The sequence below is a fragment of the Planotetraspora sp. GP83 genome, from assembly GCF_041262585.1.
Taxonomy (GTDB): Bacteria; Actinomycetota; Actinomycetes; order Streptosporangiales; family Streptosporangiaceae; genus JAOEGB01.
On the sequence record NZ_JBGCBZ010000007.1, the window covers coordinates 46479 to 61049 of the forward strand.

General features: G+C 73.5%; 5 protein-coding genes. 1 reads left to right on the top strand and 4 read right to left on the bottom strand.

The window, feature by feature from the left end; all coding sequences use genetic code 11:
* Genes ABH927_RS12155 through ABH927_RS12165 form a run of 3 tightly spaced genes read right to left on the bottom strand, consistent with a single transcriptional unit; the run spans position 1 to position 7675 of the window.
* The gene (locus ABH927_RS12155; protein WP_370020900.1) at positions 1-1557 is read right to left on the bottom strand and encodes a condensation domain-containing protein; all 1557 of its coding nucleotides are present in this window, start codon (positions 1555-1557) and stop codon (positions 1-3) included.
* Positions 1554-1721, bottom strand: a complete 168-nt coding sequence (locus tag ABH927_RS12160) for an MbtH family protein (protein WP_370020902.1) — start codon at positions 1719-1721, stop codon at positions 1554-1556. Before ABH927_RS12160 ends, ABH927_RS12155 begins: the two co-directional genes overlap by 4 nt.
* Positions 1718-7675 carry an amino acid adenylation domain-containing protein gene (locus ABH927_RS12165; protein WP_370020904.1) on the bottom strand — a complete coding sequence of 1986 codons (5958 nt, stop codon included), beginning with the start codon at positions 7673-7675 and terminating at the stop codon, positions 1718-1720. The genes ABH927_RS12160 and ABH927_RS12165 overlap by 4 nt, the downstream gene beginning before the upstream one ends.
* Before the next feature lie 220 nt (positions 7676-7895).
* On the opposite strand from ABH927_RS12165, the gene ABH927_RS12170 reads away from it, so the two are divergent.
* The gene (locus ABH927_RS12170; RefSeq protein ID WP_370020906.1) at positions 7896-13106 is read left to right on the top strand and encodes an amino acid adenylation domain-containing protein; all 5211 of its coding nucleotides are present in this window, start codon (positions 7896-7898) and stop codon (positions 13104-13106) included.
* On the opposite strand, the gene ABH927_RS12175 is transcribed toward ABH927_RS12170, so the two are convergent.
* A complete protein-coding gene (locus tag ABH927_RS12175; RefSeq protein ID WP_370020908.1) occupies positions 13042-14451 on the bottom strand; it encodes a sensor histidine kinase in 1410 nt (469 codons plus the stop codon). The two genes, ABH927_RS12170 and ABH927_RS12175, sit on opposite strands and share 65 nt — an antisense overlap.
* Positions 14452-14571 lie beyond the last annotated feature (120 nt).

Consider the following 14571-nt stretch of genomic DNA (forward strand, 5'->3'; position numbering starts at 1 on the left):
TCAGCGGCGGATCACATAGTCGTGGGGCGCCATCGCCGCCATCCGGCCCGGCAGCTTGGCGAGACAGGCCGAGCGGGCCTCCTCCGGCGTGATCGGAGCCGTCAGGTGGCAGACGAGCCGGTGGCCGAGCTCCTCGTCGGGAACGGCCACGACCCGCGAGGAGCCGTCCACGGCGTCGGCCACGAGCCGCTCGACCTCGGCCAGGTCGACCCAGCACGAGTCGGCGACGAGCCAGCCGTCGCCCCGGGGGAGGGGCGCGATGCCGGTGAGGGCGGTCAGCTCGGACAGGTCCACGTCGCGGTCGCCCGCCTCGATGAGCAGCCGCATGATCCCCTCGCCGAGGGCCTGGGCGTCGTCGCGGGGCAGGCATCGGGGGTCGGCCCAGAGCGTGACGTCGGCCTCGCCCTGCAGCCGGTTCACCCAGAGGGAGACCCGGGTCGGCAGCGTCTCCTCCGGGAGCCACACGGACCGGATGTCCGGCGCGCCGGACGGATCGCGGCTCACGCGCCCGCCCTGCCCGGGGACGCTCATGTCGTTGAAGACGAGGTCCCTGGCGAAGAACACGCCCCTCGACTTCTGGACCTCCTCCATGATCTCCACGAGCGCCGCGGAGTCGAAGCGGCTGTTCTGGTAGGCCGCCAGCGAGGCCGCGCGGGTGCTCTGGAGGAGGGCGTCGAAGGACGGCCCGGCGATGTCGATCGGGATCAGCGCGTCCTGGGCGAGCGGTCCCACGTGGTCGCGCAGCTCGGGCCGGTACCGGTTGGCGGAGATGGAGATCACCGGGCAGATGGGCTGGCCCGCCCGCAGGCCGGCGAGCGCCCCGAACGCCGCCAGCACGGCGGCCGAGCCGCTCACTCCCGTCCGGGCGCCGATCCGGCCGAGGGCCCGGGCCGCCGCCACCGAGCGGACCCGGAGCCGCGGCAGCTTCCAGTCGGTCTGGCTGTCGTCGACCCTGACCGTGAGCGTCGACCGCGGGATCCGCCTGAGCTGGGCCTCCCAGTAGCGCAGCGCGGCCGCCGCCCTGCGGACGCTCGCCGGCGTCCGCTCCGTCTCGGCCACGTCCAGCGGCTGCGGAGCCGTGACGGCCTCCAGGGGCTTGCCCTGGATTATCACGTCCCAGTCCGCGAGCAGCACGGCCAGGCCGCTCGCGTCGACCGTGCTGTGCGTGGTGACGAACACGATCTGCCGGGGGACGCCCCCCGCCGTGATCACCGCCGCGCGGAGCGGGGGCTCGCCCGCGAGGTCGAACCGCCGCTCCCGCAGGCGCGCCCCGACCGCCTCGTCCTCGGTCACCTCGATCGCCAGCTCGCCTTCGGCGCTGACGCGCTGGACGCCGTCGTGGAAGGTCGTGCGGAGCGACTCGTGCCGCGAAATCAACAGCCCCACGGCCTCCGCGACCCTGGCCGCCGTCACGTCCTGCGGCAACTGCCGCACGACGCGGTAGTTCATGTGCTCGGGCGGGTCGCGGAGCACGCAGCCGACCATGTTGGCCTGCGCGGTCGTCAGCGGGCCGCTGCGGTCCCGGCCGCCCGAGAACCGCGCGGTCACGTGCGTCACCGGGCGCTCTTCGGCCGCATGTCGGTCCAGACACGCTCGATGTGGTCGAGGCACTCCTCCTTGGTGCCGGACGTCCCCTCGGGCCGCCAGCCGTCCGGCGGCGGGCTGTCCGCCGGCCAGATCGAGTACTGCTCCTCGTGGTTCACCACGACCTGGTAGCTCATGAGACCTCCATCGCCAGTCGGGCCGCTTCCTCGTCGGACAGCTCGGCCAGTTCCGCGACGAGCAGGTCCTCGACCGTCCGGGCGAGGGCCTCCACCGTGGCGCCCTCGAACATCGCCCGGATCGGCACGTCCACGCCCGTGATGGCGCGGATCCTCGCCGTCACGCGGATGGCGAGGAGCGAGTGGCCGCCGATCGCGAAGAAGTCGTCGAGCGCCCCGACCTGCTCGATCCCGAGCACCTCGCCGTACACGTCGGCGACGAGATGCTCGGCGTCGGTGCGCGGGGGCACCGACGCCGCCGCCACGGCGGCGGGGGAGGGCGCGGGCAGCGCCCTCCGGTCGACCTTGCCGTGCCGGGTCAGCGGCAGCGCGTCGAGGAACACCCAGCTCGACGGCACCATGTACGGCGGGAGCGCCCCGGCGGCGAACTCGGCGAGCGCGGAGCACTCCACCGGCCCGTCCGCGACCACGTATCCGGCCAGCGTGTCGTCAACGGCGGCCACGGCGGCCTGCCGTACGAGCGGGTGGGCGAGCAGGCGGGCCTCGACCTCGCCGGGCTCGACGCGGAAGCCGCGCACCTTGACCTGGTCGTCGATCCGGCCGAGGAACTCGAGTTGCCCGTCGGGCCGCCACCGGGCGCGGTCGCCGGTCCGGTAGAGCCGCGCGCCGGGCGGGCCCCACGGGTCGGGGACGAACCGCTCGGCGGTCAGGCCGGGACGCCGCAGGTAGCCGCGGGCCAGACCGGCGCCGCCGAGGCAGAGCTCGCCCGGCGCGCCCGGCGGCAGGAGCGTCCCCCGCTCGGACAGGACGACGGCGCGGGTGCCGCCGATGGGCCGCCCGATCGGCGGCCTCGGGTCGTCGCCCAGCTCGGCGGCGGTCGCGATGATCGTCGCCTCGGTGGGGCCGTAGGTGTTGACCAGCCGCACGCGGTCGCCGAACCGCTCCCGCCACCGGGCCACGGCTCCCGCCTGGACCTGCTCGCCGCCGAGGATGACCAGCCGCAGCGACGGCGGCCACGCCACGTCGTCGATCTGGCCGACGAGGTGGTGCCAGTACGCCGTGGGCAGGTCGAGCACGGTGACCAGCCGGCCCTCGGGCGTCTTGAGGAGGTCGGGCAGCGTCACCGCCCCGCCGGGCAGCAGCTCCAGGCGGGCCCCGGCGGCGAGGGCCGGGTAGATCTCCTCGGCGTGCGTGTCGAAGCTCAGCGCGGCGAACTGGACGATCCGGTCGCCCGGCCCGAGGCCGTAGGCGTCCTTCATCCAGGCGACCCGGGCGGCCAGGCCGTCGTGGTCGACGACCACGCCCTTCGGCGTGCCGGACGAGCCCGACGTGTAGATCACGTAGGCCGCGCCGCCGGCCGCCACCCCCTCGATCTCGGCCGCCATGAACGCCCGCCGGGTTTCGGGAAGCGCCGGATCGACCGGCAGGTAGGCCGCGCCCGCCTTCCACGCGCCGAGCAGCGCCGCGATCCCTTCGGGCGACCGGTCCAGCGGCACCGCCACGATCCCCGCCGAGGAGGGCGTCGCCATCTCGTCCAGCTCGCGGTAGGTGACCGTCCGCCCCGCGCAGCCGATCGCCACCGCGTCCGGGTGAGCCTCCACGGCTCTCGCCACCATCTCCGGGACCCTCGCCACGGCGGGCAGCGCGGGCCCTTCGGACACCGACCGGAGGAAGGCGTGGTCGGCCTCGGTGAGCATCGGCAGCGCGGACAGCGGCCGGTCCGGGTCGGCGGCGACCGCGCGCAGCAGCCCCTCCAGCCGGGCCGCCAGCCCGCCGGCGGTCGCGGCGTCGAACAGGTCGGCGTCGTACTCCAGCTCGACCAGCAGCTCACCGCCGTCGTGCCACGCCTCCAGCATCAGCTCGAACTTGGCCCGGTCGTGCCCGCCGGGGAAGTGGCCGATGGTCAGGCCGCGGAACGACTTCGGCACCCGGCCCGAGTCCTGCGTGTGCAGGATGGCCATCGTCTGGAAGACGGGCGTGCGGGTCAGGTCGCGTTCGAGCCGGAGCGAGGCGACCAGCCGTTCGAACGGGATGCCCTGGTGGGCGAAGGCGTCGAGCACCCGCGCCCGCGTCGCGCCGAGCAGCTCGGTGAAGGTCGGGTCTCCCGCGAGGTCGCCGCGCAGGACGAGCACGTCGGTGAGGTAGCCGATGACCGACTCCAGCTCGACGGTGTCCCGGCCCGCGACCGACGTGCCGACGAGGATGTCCGGCTGCCCGGTGTGCCGCGCGAGCAGCGCCTGGTAGGCCGCGACCAGGGTCATGAACAGCGTCGCGCCGCGCCGCCTGCCCATGGCGGCCAGCGCGTCGGCCTCGGCCGCCGGGAGGCGGAACTCCACGCGCCCGGCCCGGCCCGAGGCGTCCGCCGAGCGCGGCCGGTCGGTGGGGAGCTCCAGCGGAGCCGGATCGGCGAGCTGCTCGCCCCAGTAGGCCAGCAGCCCGTCCGTTTCGGGGGCGAGGTCGAGCCGCCGCTGCCAGGCCGCGACGTCGCCGAACTGGAGCGGCACCGGCGGCAGGGCCCGGCCGGAGTAGAGGTCCGCCAGCTCGTCGAGGAGGAGGTTGAGCGACCAGCCGTCGCCGATGATGTGGTGCATCACCACGCACAGGACGTGGTCGCCCTCCCCCTGGCGGATCAGCGCGACCCGCAGCGGCGGCCGCGCGGCCAGGTCGAAGGGCGCGTTGACGCGTTCGGCGACCAGCGTGGCGGCTCCCCCCTCCATGTCCCCCTCCAGGCGCTCGACCGCCACGGGACCGGGCGGGTCGATCACCACGACGGGCTCCCCGTCGATGTCGGGGAAGCGCGTCCGCAGGCTCTCGTGCCGGGCGGCGACCTCGGCGAACGCCCGCTCCAGCGCCTCGGCGTCCAGCGGCCCGCGCAGGCGGCGCACCAGCCACATGTTGAACGCCGCGCCCGCCTCCGGGGCCATCCGGTTGAGGAACCACAGCCGTTCCTGGCCGAAGGACAGGGGCGGCGTCGCATCCGCGCGCGGAACCGGGACGTCGCCGAGCCCGGGGGCGCGGACGTCGAGCAGCGCGGCCAGCCCCGCCACCGTGGGATGGGCGAACACCTCCCGCACGGGGATCCGTCCGGGCAGCCGCGCGGTGACCATCGTGGCCAGCAGCGAGTGGCCGCCGAGGGCGAAGAAGTCGTCGTGCGCCCCCACCTCGTCGAGGCCCAGGACCTCCGCGAACACGGCCGCGACCAGGCGCTCGCCATCGGTCCGCGGCGGCGTGGCGTCGCGTCCGGCGGGAGCCGTCGCGTCCGGCAGCGCCTTGCGGTCCACCTTGCCGTTCGGCGTCAGCGGCAGCGCCTCCAGCTCGACGAACGACTGGGGCACCATGAAGCCGGGCAGCTCGCGGGCGGCGTGCTCGCGCAGGCCGCCGATCTCGCCGACGACGAAGGCCACGAGCGTCTCGTCGCGGACCGCCACGACGGCCTGCCGTACGGCGGGGTGGGCCTCCAGCACCGCCTCGACCTCGCCGAGCTCGATCCGGTGGCCCCTGAGCTTGATCTGGTTGTCCGTGCGGCCGAGGAACTCCACCGTGCCGTCGGCGCGGCGGCGGGCCCGGTCGCCGGTCCGGTAGAGCCGCGTGCCGGGCGGGCCGTACGGGTCGGGCACGAAACGCTCGGCGGTCAGAGCGGGGCGGCCCAGGTATCCGTCGGCGAGGCCCGTGCCGCCGATGACCAGCTCTCCCGGCACGCCGATGGGCGCGAGCCCCCCGGCCGGGTCGAGCACGTGGACGGTCGTGTTGGCCACCGGCCGCCCGATCACGATCTCGTACGGCTCGGCCGGGACCTCCCACGCCGTGGAGTAGACCGTCGTCTCGGTCGGGCCGTACACGTTGACGAGGCGGGAGGTCCTCGCCCGCAGCTCGCGGGCGAGCTGGAGCGGCAGCGGCTCGCCGCCGACCAGGGCCGTGAGGCGGGGAAGGTCGCCGGTGAGCAGGATCCGCCAGCCCGAGGGGGTGGCCTGGACGTGGGTGACGCCGCTGCTCCGGATGAGGTCGCCGAGCGCCCGGCCGTCACGGGCGTCGTCGGCCACGACGACCCGGCCGCCCGTGATCAGCGGCAGGTACACCTCGACGGCCGAGATGTCGAACGCCAGGGAGGTCAGCGCCAGCCACGTGTGGCCGGGACCGCCTCCGACGAGCGACCGCATGGCGAGCAGGAAGTTGGTCAGGGCCCCGTGCGGGACGACCACGCCCTTCGGCCGGCCGGTCGAGCCGGACGTGTAGAGCACGTAGGCCGTGGTGTCCGGCCGGGGCCGATCCCCCATGAACGCCGACGGCTCCACGTTGTCGAGGTCGGCCGAGGTCAGGACGAGCGCGGCCCCCGAGTCCTCGATCACGTAGTCCACGCGCGCCTGCGGATATCCCGGGTCCACGGGGAGGTAGGCCGCGCCCGACATCGCCACGCCGAGCAGGGCGACGAGCATGGCGGGCCCGCGCTCCAGTCGCACCGCGACGAGCGCGCCCGGCCCGACGCCCTTGTCCCGGAGCCGGACGGCCAGGCCCCGGGCGCGGTCGGCGAGGTCGGCGTAGGTCAGGTCGTCGCCGCGACCGTCGGTGACGGCGACGGCGTCCGGGCGCGCGGCGACCTGGTCGAGGAAGAGGTCCACGAGCGTCACGGGAGGCAGCGGGACGGCCGTGTCCTCGGAGAGCAGGGCTCGCCGCTCTTCGGCGGGCAGGACGCCGAGTGCGCTGATCGGAGCCGACGGATCGGCTACGGCCGAGCGGAGCAGCGTCTCGAATCGGGCCGTGAACCGCTCGGCGGTCTCCCGGTCGAACAGGTCGGTGCTGTAGATCAGGACGCCGAGGAGCCCGCCGTCGGCGGAGGGCCAGAAGTCGAGCGACAGGTCGGTGCGCGCGGCGACCCAGCCCGGGGGGAACGGCGTTTCGCGCAGCCCGGGCAGCGGGCCCTCGTTCGGCTCGCCGCCGTGCGTGTGCAGGCCGAAGATCGTCTGGAACAGCGGCGTCCTGCTCAGGTCGCGCTCCACGTCCAGCGCGCCGATCAGGCGCTCCAGCGGGACGTCGGCGTGGCTCATGGCCTCGATGAGCGTGCGGCGCGCGCGCTTCAGCACGTCCGCGAACGTCGGCTCACCCGAGAGATCCGCCCGCAGGACCAGCATGCTCGACAGGAAACCGATCATCGGCTCGAGCTCGACGCGGTCACGGCCCCCCACCGGCGAGCCCACGCAGAAGTCCACCTGCCCGCTGTGCCGCGACAGCAGCACCTGGTAGGCCGCGAGCAGCACCATGAACGGCGTGCACCGGCGCTCCCGCGCGAACTCGGCGACCCGCTGTGTCAGGTCCGCGGGCAGTGTGAACTGGACCTCCGCGCCGTCGCCGGTGCGCCGGGCCGGGCGTGGCCGGTCGCCGGGCAGCTCCAGGACGGGCGCGTCCGCCAGCCGCGCGGTCCAGAAGGCCAGGTCGGCGGAGCTGTCCTTGGAGCGTTCCGCCCGCGCGTGCTCGCCGAACTGCAGGGGCAGCGGCGGGAGCGGCCCGCGGCCCGCGTAGTGGTGGGCCAGCTCGTCGCGCAGCACGGTGACCGACAGGCCGTCGGCGATGATGTGGTGCAGCGCCACCGCCAGCACGTGCTCGGCCGGCCCGAGCTGGACGAGCGTGATCCGCATGGGCGGCCCGGCGGACAGGTCGAACGGGGCGTTGGCCCGCTGGGCGACCAGGCGCCGCGCGTCCTCCTCGCCCGCCGCCTCGAATCGTTCCACCGTGACCGGCGCGGGAGGCAGGACGATCGCGGCCGGACGGCCGTCCACCTCGTCGAACCGCGTGCGGAGGGTCTCGTGCCGGGCGGCGACGGCGGTGAAGGCCGCCTCCAGCGCCGTCACGTCGAGATCGCCGTGCAGCCGGTAGGCGTGACAGGTGTTGTAGGAGTGGTCCAGCGGATCGAGCCGGTGGAGGAACCAGAGCCGTTCCTGGCCGAATGACAGCGGCTGCATGGGTGACCCGCCAATTGGAAGTTTTGTTTACAGTGATGCGGCAGGCGCCAGTGAACCACGCCCGCGGGAGCCGCGACAAGCCCCTTCCGCCGCATGTGGGCGGTGTGCCAGACTGGCGATCAGGCTAATTGTAAAGACTCTTTCCAGTAAATATTTTTTACGAACTGTTGTCGAGAACTGTTGTAGAGACCCTGTTGTCAAGAACCTGGAGGGCGCGGGCGTGACCACGCTGTCGGCCGACAAGAAGGCGCTACTGGCCCAGCGTCTGCGGCGCCGCACCGGCGCGATCACGATCACACCGCGGCCCCCGGGCACGGCCACGCCGCTCTCGCACGCCCAGGAGCGGCTGTGGTTCCTGGAGCAGTACGCGCCGGGCACGACCGTCTACACGGTCCCGCTCACCGTCCGCGTCGAGGGCGAGCTGGACGAGACCGCGCTCGAGCTCGCCCTGCGGGAGGTGGTGCGCCGCCATGAGGCGCTGCGCATGCGCTTCCACACGAGCGAGGACGGCCTGCCGATCGTCCTGGTCGGCGAGGAGCCCCGGGCCGACTTCCGGCTGGAGACCGCCTCGGGGCCGGAGGAGGCGCGCGAGCTGGTCGAGCGCGAGCTGGCGAGGACCTTCGACCTCGCCGAGGGCCCGCTGGTCCGCGCCCTGCTCGTACGGCTCGCGCCCGCCGACCACGTGCTGCTGCTGGCGGCTCACCACCTCGTGACCGACGGGTGGTCGTTCGACGTCATCATGCGCGAGCTGTTCGCGATCATGAGGGGCGAGAGCCCGGCCGCGCCCGCCGTCCAGTACGGCGACTACGCGCTCTGGCAGCGCGACCACGAGTACGGCCGCGAGGTGGCCTACTGGAAGGAGCGCCTCGCCGGGGTGCCCGTCCTCGACCTGCCGACCGACCGGCCCCGGCCCCCCGAGATGGGCCACGCCGGAGCCCTGCACGGCTTCGAGATCGACGTGGACGTCGCGGAGCTGGCCCACGCCCACGCGGCCACGCCGTACATGGTGCTGCTCGCGGCCTTCCAGGTGCTGCTGTCGCGTTACTCGGGCCAGCCCGACTTCGCCGTTGGCTCGCCGATCGCGGGGCGGGGGCTGCCGGAGCTCGACGGCGTGGTCGGGATGTTCGTCAACACGCTGGCCATGCGCGCCGACCTCACCGGCGACCCCACGTTCGCGGACTTCCTGGCCCGCGTCCGCGAGTCCGCGCTGGACGCCTACGCCCACCAGGACCTGCCGTTCGACCGGCTCGTCACCGAGCTGAACGTGGAGCGCGACGTCAGCCGCTCCCCGGTCGTGCAGGCGACGCTGGCTCTCCAGAACTTCGCCGCCGGGACGGCCTCGGGCGACCTCGCCCTGTCGTCCTTCCCCGTCGAGGCGGGGGTCGCCAGGTTCGACCTGTCGCTCTACCTCTTCGAGAAGCCGGGCGGGCTGAGCGGCCACTTCTCCTACAACACCGCGCTGTTCGACCCCGGCACGATCGAGCGGATGGCCGGGCACCTCACGGTCCTGCTGCGCGAGATCGTCGCCGATCCGTCACGGCGGCTGTCAGAACTGCCGCTGATGACCGGCGAGGAGCGCGAGCGGGTGCTGGAGTTCTCCCGGTCGCCCGCCCCCATGCCGATCGGCCACGAGCTGCTCCACGAGGTGGTCGAAGGCACCCCGGGCACCGTCGCGGTGAGCTGCGGGGACGAGTCGCTCACCTACGCCGAGCTGGCCGCGCGCTCGGACGCGCTCGCCGCCCGGTTGCAGTCGCTCGGGGCCGGCCGCGGCTCCCGGGTCGGGATCAGCCTGGAGCAGTCCGTCGACCTGGCCGTCGCCGTGCTCGCCGTGCTCAAGGCCGGCGGTGCTTACGTGCCGCTCGACCCCGCGCAGCCCGCCGACCGGCTGGCCTACATGACCTCCGACGCCGGTGTGCGCGTGACGATCACCCCCGAGCTGCTGGCGGACCTCCCCTCCGGAGTCCCCGCCGACCCCGGCCTGACCGGCGCGGACCTGGCGTACGTCATCTACACCTCCGGGACCACCGGGCGGCCCAAGGGCGTCGCCGTGCAGCACCGCGAGGTTCTCACCTACCTCGCCGGCGTCCGCGAGCGGCTGGCCGTCGAGCCCGGCGGGTCGTACGCGCTGATGCAGTCGCTGTCGTTCGACTTCGGCATCACGATCTTCTATCTGTCGCTGATGACGGGCGGAACGCTCCACCTGCTCAACCCCCGGCTGCCCGCCGCCGAGCTGGCGGAGACGCTGCGCCGCACCGACTATCTCAAGGTCACGCCGTCGCACCTGGCGTCCCTCCTCCCGGAGGCCGACGTGCTGCCGCGCAAGCTGCTCGTGCTCGGCGGCGAGGCGTCCCAGTCGGCCTGGGCCCAGTCATTGGCGGCACGGTCGCCGGCCGGGCCGAGAGTGGTCAACCACTACGGGCCCACCGAGGCCACGGTCGGCATCACGACGCACGAGGTCACCGGCGACGAGCAGACGCAGACCCTCCCGATCGGCAGGCCGCTGCCGGGGGCCAGGGCGTACGTCCTGGACGAGCGCGGCGAGCCCGCCCCGATCGGGGTGATCGGCGAGATCCACCTGGGCGGCGACCGGCTCGCCCGCGGCTACCTCGGGAGGCCCGGCCTGACGGCCGAGCGCTTCGTCCCCGACCCGTACGGCGAGCCCGGCGCGCGGATGTACCGGACGGGGGACCTCGGCCGCTGGCTGCCCTCCGGCGAACTCCAGTTCCTCGGCCGCCGCGACCTCCAGGTCAAGGTGCGCGGCTACCGGGTCGAGCTGACCGAGATCGAGGCGGTGCTGGCCGAACGCGAGGGCGTCGCGCAGGCGGTCGTGGACCTGCGGCGCGACCGGCTCGTCGCCTACCTCGTCGGGGAGCGGGCGCCGGTCGCCGACCTGCGGGCCCACCTCGCCGAACGGCTCCCCGAGTACATGATCCCCGCGCGGTACGTCTGGCTGGACGAGCTGCCCCTGAAGTCCCACGGCAAGGTCGACCGGGCGGCGCTGCCGGAGCCGGGCGCCGACCGGGAGGAGGGCGGCGCCGGACAATACGTCGAGCCCGAGACGCCTCTGGAGCGGGCGATCGCCGAGGTGTGGGCGAAGGTGCTGGAGCTCGACCGGGTGGGGGCCGAGGACGACTTCTTCGAGCTCGGCGGCCACTCGCTGCTCGCGGCCCAGGTCGTCGCCCGGCTGCGGAAGGTGGCCGACCGGCCGGTCACCATCATGGACCTCTTCAAGCACCGCACGGTCCGGGCGCTCGCGGCCAAGGCGTCGGCCGCCGACGACGGCCCCCGGCGCTTCCTGCACCGGCTGACCCCGGCGAGGCCGACGGTCTCCGCGCTGGTCTGTGTGCCGTACGGCGGGGGCAGCGCGGCGATCTACCAGCCGCTCGCGGACGCCCTGCCGTCCGACTGGGCGCTGCACTCGGTGGCCGTGCCCGGCCAGGAGTGGGGCCTCGACGAGGAGACGCGGCCGGTCGAGGAGGTGGCCGACGCCTGCGTCAAGGAGATCCTCGCGGACGTCCAGGGCTCCCTCTCGCTGTACGGCCACTGCGGCCTCGGGGTCATGCTCGTCGTGGAGATCGCCCGGCGGCTGGAGGCGGCGGGCCGGCCGGTTGAGGCGCTCTACCTGGGCGGCGTCTTCCCCTTCGCGCGGCCCAAGACGATCATGACGCCGCTGCGGAACCTCAGCGACCGGATGCGCAGCGACCGCGTCTGGGCCAACGCGCTCATCGCGGCCGGGCTCGACATCGAGGAGCTCGACCCCGACCAGATCAAGGCGATCATCCACAACCGGCGGCAGGGCACCCGGGACGCGGAGGCGTATTTCACCCGCCTCTTCGAGGGGAACGCCGAGCCGCTCCAGACCCCGATCATCTCGGTCGTGGGGGAGCGCGACCCGGCCACCGAGTTCTACCAGGAGCGGTACCGGGAGTGGCACCACCTCACCGGCGAGGCCGCCCTGGTGGTGCTCGACGAGGCCGGCCACTTCTTCATCAAGCACCGCGCCGCCGAGCTGGCCGAGATCGTCACCGGGACGAGGAAGGCCATCGAGACGGGCGACACGGCCGCCATCGAGGACCGTGACCGGTCGTGGTGGCTGCACGGCACCTCACAGGCGGGGACGGTTACCGGCGCGGCGGCGGCGGGGCCGCGGCCGAGCATGAAGCGGTTCGCGGCCGTGGCCGCCGGGCAGCTCGTGTCGATCATCGGCTCGTCGCTGACCGAGTTCGCGATCCCGCTCTGGATCTACCTGACGACGGGCTCGCTGGTCAGCTTCGCGCTGTTCTCCGTCATCGCGCTCGTGCCCGGCATGCTCGTGGCGCCGATCGCCGGGGCGATCGTGGACCGCTACGACCGCCGCCGCGTCATGCTCGCCGGCGACGCCGCGGCGGGCGGCACCCAGCTCCTGTTCGGGGTGCTGCTGTGGACCGGCCACATCCAGGTCTGGCACATCTATCCCCTGCTGGTCTGCCTGTCGGTGGCGCTGACCTTCCAGCGGCTGGCCTACGCCGCGGCCGTCCCACAGCTCGTGCCCAAGCGCTACCTCGGGCACGCGAACGGCGTGCTCCAGATGGTCACGGGGACCGCCCAGCTGATCGTCCCGCTGGTCGCCGTCGGGCTGATGGCGGCGATCGGCATCAAGGGCATCCTGGTCATCGACATCGCCAGCTACACCTTCGCCGTCTGCTCCGTGCTGCTGGTCCGCTTCCCCCGGGCGATGGGCTGGAGGCGGCGCGAGTCGATGGTCGCCGAGATGGCCGAGGGCTTCCGCTACTCCTGGGGGCAGCGCGGGTTCCGCGGCATGCTGCTCTTCTTCGCGGGGCTGAACATCTTCCTCTCCCCGCTGTTCCTGCTGCTCACCCCGCTGGTGCTGGGGTTCGCCACGCTGGCCGACGTGGGCCGCGTCTCCTTCGCCGGGGGCGTCGGCGTCCTGCTCGGGGGCCTCGTGATGACCGTGTGGGGCGGCCCGCGCCGGTTCCGGATGCGCGGCGTGCTGCTCGCCACGCTCCTGCTCGCCGCGTTCTGCCTGCTGACCGGCCTTCGGGAGAGCCTCCCCGTCGTCATCGCCGGCGCGTTCGGCATGTCGCTCGCGCTGACGCTGGTCAACGGGATCTACGCCACGATCATCCAGGTCAAGGTGCCCCAGCGGTTCCACGGCCGGGTGATCGCGCTCAACACGCTCGTCGCCTGGTCCACGCTGCCCATCGGCTTCGGCGTGATCGCGCCGTACGGCACGAGGCTTTTCGGGGACGTCGGCCTCATGTACGTGGTGTTCGCGGTGGCCATCGCCCTGATCGCGCTGGCCGGGCTCAAGATCAGGGGGCTGGCCCGGTTCGACGTGGAGGTGCCGGACGCGCCGCCGGACGACCTCATCGGTCTTGAGACGGTTCTTCGCCGCCGTGCGGAGGTTGGGCGGACAGCGGGAGGCGGATGACGAACCCGACGCCGCGGGCCTCCTCGGCGTCCTCGACCCGGATCGTCCCGTCGTGTGCCTCGACGACCTCGCGGGCGATGGCCAGGCCGAGGCCGGGGCCTCCGTGGCTCCGGCTCCTGGCCGCGTCCCGCCGGTAGAACCGTTCGAAGATCCGCTCGCGGTCCCCCTCCGGGATCTGCTCTCCGTCGTTCACCACGGTCAGCAGCGCGTCCCCGTCTTCCCGGCTCACGTTCACGCTCACGGTCGTGGCCGCGTGCCGTTCGGCGTTGTCGAGCAGGTTCGTCACGACCCGGCACAGCTGGGTGCGCATCCCGTTGACGATCACGCCCGGCGTGAGCTCCAGCCGGATCGGCCGCCGCCCCGACCGGCGCTTCACCTCGCCGGCCACGCAGCCGCCCAGGTCGACGTCCTCCCGGGCGGCCTTCGGGCTCGTCCCTATCCTGGCGAGCAGCAGCAGGTCGGCCACGATCGCCTCCAGCCTGCCGGTGTCGCGCAGCGCCGCCTCAAGGGCCTCGGCGGTGTCCTCCGGATGCAGCCGCGCCCCCTCCAGCTGGGCCCGGATCCCGGCGATGGGGGTGCGCAGCTCGTGCGAGGCGTCCGCGGCGAACTGGCGCTGCTGCTGGATCGACTTCTCCAGCCGGGCGAGCGCGTCGTTGGCGGTCTTCGCCAGGCGGGCGATCTCGTCGTTCCCGGCCGGTTGCGGCACCCGGGAGCCGGGATTCCTGGGGGTGATCTCCTCCAGTTCGGAGCTGAGGGCCTCGACGGGACGGAGCACGCGGCCCGCGACGCTCCACGCGATCCCCGCGGCCCCGCCGCCGAGCAGCAGGACCAGTAGGAGCAGGCCCAGCTCGGGGAGCCCGCTGTCGAGGATCTCCGGCTGGGAGCGGCCGGCGTAAACGACGGGGGAGTCCGCCGCCTGGGAGACGCGGAGCGCGGTGACGTACACGCAGTGCTGGTTGGGGAGCGAGCAGGAGGTGGTGTGGGTCACCCCGGTGTCGGAGGGTCGTAAGGGGGAGAGGTGGGGGAGGTCCTTGGCGGTCGCGCTGGTGGCGATGACATGGCCGTCCGCGCCGACGACCATGATCAGATCGATGCCGTCCGGCGCCATGGGGATGATCTGCGGCAGGTGACCGTCGCGGATCCCGGCGGCGATCCGGTTCGCCACTTCGAGGCTGTCGCCGCGGATGTGCTCCTCGACCGCATGCCGGATACCCACGTCGGCGGCGATCGAGACGGGGATCATGACGAGCGCGGCGGTCGCGGTGGCGAGCAGTGTGAGGCGCGCTCGGAGGGATCGCGATCGCAGCCAGGGGAGGGGCATGCCCATGAGGCTACTGATGGTCATCACCGGGGAACTTCGCGACACCGGAAAGGAGTGCCCAAAGTTATTCAAAGTCTGTCAACGACGGCGCAGCTTTTGGAAACATTGCACCCATCCCATGACCCACCCCCGTAATGTCTGCGA